The organism is Pseudomonas morbosilactucae, assembly GCF_023241665.1.
Classification (GTDB): Bacteria; Pseudomonadota; Gammaproteobacteria; order Pseudomonadales; family Pseudomonadaceae; genus Aquipseudomonas; species Aquipseudomonas morbosilactucae.
Genome location: NZ_JALQCX010000093.1, coordinates 1 through 9,853, shown reverse-complemented (window position 1 = coordinate 9,853; position 9,853 = coordinate 1). Strand labels below are relative to the sequence as shown.

Below are 9,853 nucleotides of genomic sequence, written 5' to 3'. Positions count from 1 at the left end.
TTGTGAGTCTCGCGACCCACACCGGATTTCTTGTAGCCGCCGAACGCCGCGTGCGCCGGGTACAGGTGATAGCAGTTGGTCCACACACGCCCGGCCTTGATCGCCCGGCCCATGCGATAGGCGCGGTTGATGTCGCGGGTCCACAGGCCGGCACCCAGACCAAACTCGGTGTCATTGGCGATGGCCAGGGCTTCAGCCTCGTCCTTGAAGGTGGTCACGCCCACCACCGGGCCGAAGATTTCTTCCTGGAACACGCGCATCTTGTTGTGGCCCTTGAGCAGGGTCGGCTGGATGTAATAACCGCTGGACAGGTCACCCTCCAGACGCTCGGCGGCACCGCCCGCGAGCAGCTCGGCGCCCTCCTCCTGGGCAATCTTCAGGTAAGACAGAATCTTGTCGTACTGCTGCTCGGACGCCTGGGCGCCGACCATGGTCTCGGTGTCCAGCGGGTTGCCGCGCTTGATCTTGACGATCTTCTTCATCACCTCGGCCATGAACGGCTCGTAGATGGATTCCTGGACCAGCGCCCGGGACGGGCAGGTGCACACTTCACCCTGGTTGAAGAACGCCAGCACCAGGCCTTCGGCGGCCTTTTCGATGAACTGCGGCTCGGCCTGCATGATGTCTTCGAAGAAGATGTTCGGCGACTTGCCGCCCAGTTCCACGGTGGACGGAATGATGTTCTCGGCCGCGCATTTCATGATGTGCGAACCCACCGGGGTGGAACCGGTGAAGGCGATCTTGGCGATGCGCTTGCTGGTGGCCAGGGCCTCGCCGGCCTCGCGACCAAAGCCCTGGACGATGTTCAGCACGCCCGGCGGCAGCAGGTCGTTGACCAGCTCGGCAAACACCATGATCGACAGCGGCGTCTGCTCGGCCGGCTTGAGCACCACGCAGTTACCGGCGGCCAGGGCCGGTGCGAGTTTCCAGGCGGCCATCAGCAGCGGGAAGTTCCACGGGATGATCTGCCCGACCACGCCCAAGGGCTCGTGGAAGTGATAGGCGGCAGTGTGTTCGTTGATCTCGGCGCTGCTGCCCTCTTGAGCACGGATGCAGCCGGCGAAGTAACGAAAATGGTCGGCGGCCAGGGGCACGTCGGCGTTGAGGGTTTCGCGCACGGCCTTGCCGTTGTCCCAGGTCTCGGCAATCGCCAGGATCTCCAGGTTCTGCTCGATGCGGTCGGCGATTTTCAGCAGCACCAGGGAGCGATCCTGGACCGAGGTCTTGCCCCAGGCATCGGCTGCGGCGTGGGCAGCGTCCAGGGCCTTGTCGACGTCTTCGGCGCTGGAACGGGGGAACTCGGCAATCACCTCGCCGGTGACCGGCGTGGTGTTGGTGAAGTATTGGCCATTCACCGGCGCGACAAACTCACCGCCGATGTAATTGCCGTAGCGTGGTTTGAACGACACGACGGCGCCTGGGGTTCCGGGTTGTGCGTAGATCATGCTGAGCCTCTGCTTGGGTCGATGCCTGTTATTCGGCAGGCGATAGACCGATGGTAGAGAGCCCCGCGTGCCAGACGAATGCGCCGTTGGCAGGGGGGGCTCTCGTCATTTGGTAGTAGGGGGGGGCCGCTCGCGGCCCAGTTGCGAGCTTGGAGCGGCAAGCTTGAAGCTTGAAGCTCGCCACTTGCCGCTCGCTACTACTTCACCAACGCCTTCGGCAACTTAAAGGTCCAAAGCATCCCGCCCTGATTGAAGTCTTTGACCCGCTTGGCCACTTCGCCGCCCCACAGCGGCACCGCGCCGCCCCAGCCGGAGAGCACCGACACATATTGCTCGCCGTCCATTTCCCAGGTGATCGGCGAACCCAGGACGCCGGAGCCGGTCTGGAACTCCCAGACTTTTTCGCCGGTCTTGGCGTTGAACGCCTGGAGGAAGCCTTCAGGCGTGCCGGTGAACACCAGGTTGCCCTTGGTGGTCAGCACCCCGCCCCACAGCGGCGCGAAGTTTTTGTGGCGCCAGACTTCCTTGCCCGTGACCGGGTCGATGGCCCGCAGTACGCCGATGTAGTCCTCGTTGAGCGGCTTGATGGTGAAGCCCGCGCCGAGGAACGCTGCGCCCTTCTTGTAGGCGATGCCTTCGTTCCAGATGTCCATGCCCCATTCATTGGACGGCACGTAGAACAGCCCGGTGTCGCGGTTGTAGGCCATGGGCATCCAGTTCTTGGCGCCAAGGAACGCCGGGGCGACGAACACCGAGGTGCCTTTGGCTTCGCTGCCCGGCGCGCCGGGACGGCTGGCTTCGTTGTAGATCGGCCGGCCATTCTTATCCAGGCCGGTGGCCCAGGTGATCTTGTCGACAAACGGGAAGCCGCGGATGAACTTGCCGTTGGTGCGGTCCAGCACATAGAAGAAGCCGTTACGGTCGGCGGTGGCGGCGGCCTTGATCTCCTTGCCCCCTTCCTTGTAGTTGAAGGAAATCAGCTCGTTGACGCCGTCATAGTCCCAACCGTCGTGGGGGGTGCTCTGGAAATGCCATTTGATGGTGCCGTCGTCCGGGTTCAGCGCCAGACGCGACGAGGAATACAGGTTGTCGCCCGGGCGCAGGTGGGAGTTCCACGGCGCCGGGTTGCCGGTGCCGAACAGCAGCAGGTTGGTTTCCGGGTCGTAGTAACCGCCGAGCCACGGCGCCGCACCGCCGGTCTTCCACAGGTCGCCGGGCCAGGTCTTGCCCGCCTCGCCGCCGGAGATGCCGTTCTCGATCGCCTTGCCGTCCTTGTAGACGTAACCCATGTGGCCTTCCACGGTGGGCCGGGTCCACAGCAGGTCACCGTTTTTCGGGTCGTAGGCTTCGATCTTGCCCACCACGCCGAACTCGCCGCCGGCCACCCCGGTGATCAGCTTGCCGTTGACCACCATGGGCGCGGCGCTGATGGAATAGCCTTCTTTGTGGTCCGCGACTTTCTTGCTCCACACCACCTTGCCGGTGTCTTTGTTCAGGGCCACCAGCTTGGCGTCCAGGGTGCCGAAGAACACCAGGTCGCCGTACAGCGCCACGCCACGGTTGATCACGTCGCAGCAGGGGCGGATGTCATCCGGCAGGCGCGCGTCGTACTGCCAGAGTTTCTTGCCGGTGCGCGCGTCCACGGCGAACACCCGGGAGTAGGAACCGGTCATGTACATCACCCCATCCTTGATCAGCGGCTGGGCCTGCTGGCCACGCTGCTTCTCGCCGCCGAAGGAGAAGGCCCAGACCGGCCGCAGCTCCTTGACGTTATCGACGTTGAGGGTATCCAGGGGGCTGTAGCGCTGACCCTGGACGCCCAGGCCGTTGGTGACGATCTGCTCCGGGTTTTTCGGGTCCTGGAGAATCTCTTGATCGGTGACAGCGGCCAGGGCCGAACCGGACAGCAGCATCGCGCTGAGCAACAGGCTAAGGGCCCAGGGTTGGCGACGAGAAGGGTGAGTCATGACGGCTACCTCTGCGGTTTTTGTTGTACCCGGGAAATTTTCCCGGTCTGCCGCCGATTTTTAGTCCCTGCCCCCTCGCCAACAATTGCCCGCAATGCGGAGTTTTCTAGTTCATTGGTAGGGGGAGGAGCAGCGGCAAGCGGCAAGTGGCGAGCGGCAAGAAGACGCCATGCCCCCGCACTGTAGGAGCTGGCTTGCCAGCGAAGGGGCCCGCAAGATCGCCTTCGCCGGCAAGCCGGCTCCTACCCCCACAAGCTCCCTCGCCACAAAGGTCAGTGGCCGTCGAGGCGCTGCAGGCGCTGGCGTTCGTAGCGCGGATAGAGATGACTGACGCTGCGGATCAGCTCGTAGCGGGTCAGGCTGATGCCGGCGAAACGGTCGGGGATCGGGGTGCGGATCATCTCGGTCATGTCGTCGCCCCGGGCGGCGCCGTCGCGCATCAGTTGGTCGAGCCAACCCAGGTAGTCGCGCATCTGGGCAAAGGGCGCGGCGTCGCTGGCCACCGGCCCGTGGCCGGGGACGATCTGTTTCCAGGGCAGGCCCTGCAAAGTGTCCAGGTCCTTGAGCCAGACATCCAGCCCGGGGCTGTTGGGGGTGGTCAGGGCGCGCTGGTAAAACACCAGGTCACCGGCAAACAGCACCCCGGTCTGTTCATCGAAGATCGCCAGGTCCGCCCCGGTATGCCCGCCCAGCCCCAGCAGGCGCAACGAGTGCCCGCCGATGCTCAGGGTGCCGGGTTCCAGGACCTGGGTCGGCAACACCACCTCGGTGCCGCGCATCCAGTCGCCGACCATGCGGTACATGTTCTCGGCCATGGCATCGCCCTGTTGCCGCAGCAGGTCGGTGGTGCCGGCCAGGGCGCCGATGGGTACGTCGCTGAAGGCCTGGTTGCCCAGCACATGGTCAGGGTGATGGTGGGTCAGCAGCACCTGGATCACCGGCTTGTCGGTGGTCGCGGCAATGGCCTGGCGCAGGGCCTCGCCGTAGCGCTTCGATGGCCCGCTGTCGATCACCACCACGCCGCTGTCGGTGACGATAAACGCCGTGTTGACGATATTGCCGCCGTTGGCCTTGGCGAAATTGTCGGTGCTGCCTTCCAGCAGCCAGGTGCCCTCGGCGATCTGCCGGGGCTTGAGTTGATAATCCAGTTCAGCCCAGGCCGGCCAGGCCAGGCACGCGCACAACAGCAATATCCAGCGCATGGCGCGCTCCTGGTTGAATGAGAAGGGTCAGGGCAGCGTCGCGGCAAACTCGTTGCCGCTGTTGTCGCGCAACAGCAAGCGGGTTTGCCCGGGGCCCTGGATGTCGAACCCCAGGTTGGGGTTTTCGCTGACCGCCGGGAACAGCTCCAGCCGCGCCAGCACCTGGTCGTCGGCGTCCCGCAGTTCGGCGTGGTTGAGGAAGAATTCAGGAATGCCGCTGACCATGCCGTTGTCCATCGGGTGGGCCACCTGCACCCGCAGGCGGCTGCTGTCGCCACGGGGGTAACGCCCGCCCAGTACCTCGCCGATGTGTTCCTCCCAACCCGGCTGGGTGCGCACCACGCTGGGCGCAGTGCAGCCCCCGCCGGCGGCGTCGATCAGGGTCGAGCCCACGTGCCAGACCCCGTCGCGGGTCAGCACGGCCGCCCGCAGGGGCGTGGCCTGCTCGATACGGATGCGGATCGACAACCACGGCAGCACCCGCTCCCCCGGCTGGAAATCGACGATCTTCGGCAGCGGGTTGAGCTCGGCCCAGGCGAGGATCTTCACCACCTCGCCGGTGAAAGCCCGGGCATCGATCTCCAGGGGCACCTGGCGCGCATCTTCGGCAAACGGCGGCGCCAGCACCTTGACCCGCTCATCAAAGACAAAGGGCCCGTCGCCGAGCATCTGCTTGTGGTAGAAGGCCCACATCACCGAAGGCACCGGGTCGCGCCCCGGCTCCACCTGCGCCGCCTGGGCTGCCAAGGGCAACCAGCAGGCCAGCAGGCAACTCGCTCGCCAGTTCATCCCGCGCTCCTATTGATACATCTCCGGTACTTCGTAACGCAGGCCGTAGCCGGCGTAGAGGGTCTTGACGGTGCCGTCGCGGATCAGCCCTTCCAGGGCCTCTTCCACGGCGTAGGCCAGCTGGCGATTGCTTTCGTGCACCGCCATGCCGATCTCCCAGAGTTGCTTGCCCATGTTCGGGTAGGCGTTTTCTGCCAGGGCCAGTTGCGGGTCGGCGGCCTCATGCACTTGCCAGTCGATCTCGCCACGCATGGCCATTACCGCGTCCACCTCACCGGCCTTCATCGCCGCAAAGGCCTGGTTGACGCTGGGGTAATGATGGGTCTTGGCACTGAGCATGCCGTTGAACACCGAGGTCAGGTAGAAGGACGGCACGCTGTCCACTTCGACGCCGATGGGGTGCTCCTGGAACACCGCGACACTGGCCACGGAGGCCAAGCGCCGGGTGTCATACGCCACCTGCCAACACTCGCGCTGATACGGCCCGAACATCACCACGTGGTCGTTGTTGAGCTCGCCCAGTTCATTGCGTTTTTGCGCGTAGTCGTGGTCGTAGGGCACGCGCATCATCAGGTCGGCCAACTGCTGGTTGCGCAGTTGGCTGCCGCGCCAGATGTAGTCCCGCAGGTCGTCGTCGAGCTTCTCGCCGGGCGGCGCCCAGATCAGTTGCAGGCGCACACCCATGGCCTTGGCCAGGGCCTGCGCCAGCTCCACGTCGACGCCCCGGGCCTGGCCCTGGTCTTCGAAACTGTAGGGGGCGAAATCCTTGTAGACCGCCACCTTCAACTCGCCCTCGGCGATCATTTCATCGTAGGTGCGTACCTGCGCCTGCACCGCCTGGCAGCACAGCAGCAGGCCACTCAAGAGCACGGCGAACAGACGCATGGCGATCACTCCTCGACGTGCACGCTGTCCAGGTAAGTACGGACCGCCCAGAGCGCTTCCTGGCTCAGGTAGTCGGCCATTTTCGGCATGTACACCCGACCGTCGCGCACGGCACCGTGGCGCACCCGCTCGACGAACCATTCATCACCGGCCTCGCCCACATCGAGCATGCGCAGGTCCGGGGCGATACCGCCGGACTTGGCTTCCAGGCCATGGCAGGCCGCGCAGTTCTGGTTGTAGGCCGAGGCGCCGATTTCCACGGCTTTGTCATGTTCGGCCGTGGTGCGGTACGGGTTGACCGCCGCCCAGCCGTCGGCGTCCAGGGTCACGCCGGCATCCTTGACGGGCGTCAGGCCTTTGGTTTCCACCGCCTGGGGCACCACGTTGCCATGGGCCCATACAGCACCGGCGCCCAGCAGACCGGTCAGCAGCCCTACAGCGAGCAAGGCGTTGCGTTTTGTTGTCATTGTTATGCCCTCAAGATTGCACGCAGAACCTCTCTACAGAGGCTATGCCGCCATCTTAGGAACAGCCCCGCGCCAGCCGTATGCTGCTTTGGTGGCCGGGCCCTACTCCCTTGGTAGTAGGGCTTGTGGCGAGGGCCTAAATCAGGTGCCGCCTGGGAACTATTCCCGGCAAGGGCGGGACATTTTCCGTATCTCGAAAACCCCTCGGCGACCCACCCTATGCAGGCCAAAACCTCCACTGGGAACTGCAAACATGACAATAAGATCGCTACCCGCCCTTTCTCCCCTGACCCTGGCCGTGCAGGCTTTTTTGCTGGTCAGCAGCCTGTCGCTGACCTCGGCCGCCGTTGCTGCCTCCGCCCCGGCGGCACCTGCCACCAAAAACGTCACCTGGGAAGACATCGCCAACGACCACCTGACCACCAAGGACGTGCTGCAGTACGGCATGGGCACCAATGCTCAGCGCTGGAGCCCCCTGGCCCAGGTCAACGACAAGAACGTGTTCAAGCTGACCCCGGCGTGGTCCTACTCGTTCGGCGACGAGAAACAGCGCGGCCAGGAATCCCAGGCCATCGTCAGCGACGGTGTGGTCTACGTCACCGGTTCCTACTCGCGGGTATTCGCCCTGGACGCCAAGACCGGCAAACGCCTGTGGACCTACAACCACCGCTTGCCGGACAACATTCGTCCGTGCTGCGACGTGGTCAACCGCGGTGCGGCAATCTACGGCGACAAGATCTACTTCGGCACCCTCGACGCCCGGGTCATCGCCCTGGATAAAAACACCGGCAAAGTGGTGTGGAACAAGAAGTTCGGTGACCACGCCGCCGGCTACACCATGACCGGCGCCCCGGTGCTGATCAAAGACAAGACCAGCGGCAAGGTGCTGCTGATTCACGGCAGCTCCGGCGACGAATTCGGCGTGGTCGGCCAGCTGTTCGCCCGTGACCCGGACACCGGTGAAGAAGTGTGGATGCGGCCGTTCGTCGAAGGCCACATGGGCCGCCTCAACGGCAAGGACAGCACCACCACCGGCGACGTCAAGGCGCCGTCCTGGCCCGATGACAAAACCACCGAAACCGGCAAGGTCGAGGCCTGGAGCCATGGCGGCGGTGCCCCTTGGCAGAGCGCCAGCTTCGATGCCGAGACCAACACCATCATCGTCGGCGCCGGCAACCCGGGCCCCTGGAACACCTGGGCGCGGACCTCGAAAGACGGCAACCCCCACGACTACGACAGCCTCTACACCTCGGGCCAGGTCGGCGTCGACCCGAGCACCGGCGAGGTCAAATGGTTCTACCAGCACACGCCGAACGATGCCTGGGACTTCTCCGGCAACAACGAGCTGGTGCTGTTCGACTACAAGGACAAGGACGGCAAGGTGGTCAAGGCCACCGGTCACGCCGACCGCAACGGTTTCTTCTACGTGGTGGACCGCAACAACGGCAAACTGCAGAACGCCTTCCCCTTCGTCGACAACATCACCTGGGCCAGCCACATCGACCTGAAGACCGGTCGCCCCGTAGAGAACGAAGGCCAGCGTCCGGCCAAGCCGTTGCCGGGTGAGACCAAGGGCAAGCCGGTGGAAGTCTCGCCGCCGTTCCTGGGGGGCAAAAACTGGAACCCCATGGCCTACAGCCAAGACACCGGCCTGTTCTACATCCCCGGCAACCAGTGGAAAGAGGAGTACTGGACCGAGGAAGTGAACTACAAAAAAGGCTCGGCGTACTTGGGCATGGGCTTTCGCATCAAACGCATGTATGACGACCACGTCGGCACCCTGCGGGCGATGAACCCCACCACCGGCAAGGTGGTCTGGGAGCACAAGGAACAGCTGCCACTGTGGGCTGGCGTCTTGGCGACCAAGGGCAACCTGGTGTTCACCGGCACCGGCGACGGCTTCTTCAAGGCCTTCGACGCCAAGACCGGCAAGGAGCTGTGGAAATTCCAGACCGGCAGCGGCATCGTCTCGCCACCGATCACCTGGGAACAAGATGGCGAGCAGTACATCGGCGTGACCGTGGGCTACGGCGGCGCGGTGCCACTGTGGGGCGGCGACATGGCCGAGCTGACCAAGCCGGTGGCGCAAGGCGGTTCGTTCTGGGTGTTCAAGATCCCGAGCTGGGATAACCCGACCGCAAAACGCTGATCACCCTCCTTCGCCGGCCAGCCGGCGCCTGCAACGGGCATCCTCCCGCAGGCGCTGGCTGGCCACGCAAGCGGCCCGCCACACAAGGAGACACCGGCCATGAAATACCTGCCTTTGCTGCTCTTGCTGAGCCTGTCCCTGGCCCACGCCGACGATGGCGACGACGCGCCATTGATCGTCAACGGCTGCACCATCGCCGAACACAGCCAATGCCCCGGCGCCAACCTGCAAGGCGCCAACCTGAGCAATCAGGACCTGCGCAATATGAACCTCAGCGGCGCCAACCTGCGCAATGCCGATCTGCGGCATGCCCGACTGGACCTGGCCAACCTGGAAAAAGCCCAACTGCAAGGCGCCAACCTGACCCGCGCCAGCCTGCAACAGAGCAACCTGCGCCTGGCCGACTTCAGTGGTGCACGGTTGATGGCGATCCAGGGTTGGGGCCTGTTTGCCCAGGGCGCGCAATTCGAGAACGCCAACCTCAGCGCGGCCTATCTGCAGTTTGCCCGGCTGTCCGGAGCCAAGCTGCACCGGGCCAACCTGCAGGCGGCGGATCTGGAGATGGCCTGGTTGAACAAGGCCGACCTGCAAGGGGCCAATCTGAGCGATGCCAATCTGCAAGAGGCCAAGCTGGGCGAGAGCAATCTGGAGCGGGCCGATTTGCGCGGGGCGCGGCAGCATTATGGGAATTTTCAGGATGCCAATATGGAGGGGTGTGGGGGGTGTCCGGGGACATGGGATAAGTAGGGGGGGTGGGGACATATCCATTCCTGCGGTAACGGCCACTTAGGGTTTCGCCCTTACGGCGAGTCACTTTGGAAAGAGCCCAAAGTAACCAAAGGCTCTTACCCCTCCACTTGGTGCCTCGCCTAGGCTCGGCATGCCCTCACTCCGGCATTGATCCGTTGGCCGCCGCCACAGGCCATCCATGGCCTGATGGCGGCTAACC

At 64.3% G+C, this 9,853-nt stretch carries 8 protein-coding genes; 2 read left to right on the top strand and 6 right to left on the bottom strand.

Annotated elements, in window-relative coordinates:
- The 6 genes from exaC to pedF all read right to left on the bottom strand — a co-directional run.
- Positions 1–1,445: acetaldehyde dehydrogenase ExaC (gene exaC / locus M1B35_RS31375; protein ID WP_268264008.1), on the bottom strand; the 1,445-nt coding region annotated here is incomplete at its 3' end.
- 197 nt (positions 1,446–1,642) lie between these two features.
- A complete protein-coding gene (locus M1B35_RS31370) occupies positions 1,643–3,412 on the bottom strand; it encodes a PQQ-dependent methanol/ethanol family dehydrogenase (RefSeq protein WP_268264007.1) in 1,770 nt (589 codons plus the stop codon).
- A 272-nt stretch (positions 3,413–3,684) separates the two neighbouring features.
- Positions 3,685–4,614 (bottom strand): quinoprotein relay system zinc metallohydrolase 1, encoded by a 930-nt coding sequence (locus tag M1B35_RS31365; protein ID WP_123331274.1) that lies wholly within the window; start codon positions 4,612–4,614, stop codon positions 3,685–3,687.
- Between the two features lie 27 nt (positions 4,615–4,641).
- The gene (locus M1B35_RS31360) at positions 4,642–5,403 is read right to left on the bottom strand and encodes a quinoprotein dehydrogenase-associated SoxYZ-like carrier (RefSeq protein ID WP_123331271.1); all 762 of its coding nucleotides are present in this window, start codon (positions 5,401–5,403) and stop codon (positions 4,642–4,644) included.
- Between the two features lie 9 nt (positions 5,404–5,412).
- Positions 5,413–6,288 (bottom strand): substrate-binding periplasmic protein, encoded by an 876-nt coding sequence (locus M1B35_RS31355; RefSeq protein WP_123331270.1) that lies wholly within the window; start codon positions 6,286–6,288, stop codon positions 5,413–5,415.
- Between the two features lie 5 nt (positions 6,289–6,293).
- The gene (gene pedF / locus M1B35_RS31350; RefSeq protein ID WP_123331267.1) at positions 6,294–6,755 is read right to left on the bottom strand and encodes a cytochrome c-550 PedF; all 462 of its coding nucleotides are present in this window, start codon (positions 6,753–6,755) and stop codon (positions 6,294–6,296) included.
- A gap of 253 nt (positions 6,756–7,008) precedes the next feature.
- On the opposite strand from pedF, the gene exaA reads away from it, so the two are divergent.
- Positions 7,009–8,904 carry a quinoprotein ethanol dehydrogenase gene (gene exaA, locus M1B35_RS31345; RefSeq protein ID WP_123331265.1) on the top strand — a complete coding sequence of 632 codons (1,896 nt, stop codon included), beginning with the start codon at positions 7,009–7,011 and terminating at the stop codon, positions 8,902–8,904.
- Positions 8,905–9,003: 99 nt separating this feature from the next.
- A complete protein-coding gene (locus M1B35_RS31340) occupies positions 9,004–9,651 on the top strand; it encodes a pentapeptide repeat-containing protein (protein ID WP_268264006.1) in 648 nt (215 codons plus the stop codon).
- Positions 9,652–9,853: the final 202 nt, after the last annotated feature.

Coding starts and splice junctions, on each gene's coding strand:
- M1B35_RS31370 (WP_268264007.1), bottom strand. CDS start 3,412: ATGACTCACCCTTCTCGTCGCCAACCCTGGGCCCTTAGCCTGTTGCTC.
- M1B35_RS31365 (WP_123331274.1), bottom strand. CDS start 4,614: ATGCGCTGGATATTGCTGTTGTGCGCGTGCCTGGCCTGGCCGGCCTGG.
- M1B35_RS31360 (WP_123331271.1), bottom strand. CDS start 5,403: ATGAACTGGCGAGCGAGTTGCCTGCTGGCCTGCTGGTTGCCCTTGGCA.
- M1B35_RS31355 (WP_123331270.1), bottom strand. CDS start 6,288: ATGCGTCTGTTCGCCGTGCTCTTGAGTGGCCTGCTGCTGTGCTGCCAG.
- pedF (WP_123331267.1), bottom strand. CDS start 6,755: ATGACAACAAAACGCAACGCCTTGCTCGCTGTAGGGCTGCTGACCGGT.
- exaA (WP_123331265.1), top strand. CDS start 7,009: ATGACAATAAGATCGCTACCCGCCCTTTCTCCCCTGACCCTGGCCGTG.
- M1B35_RS31340 (WP_268264006.1), top strand. CDS start 9,004: ATGAAATACCTGCCTTTGCTGCTCTTGCTGAGCCTGTCCCTGGCCCAC.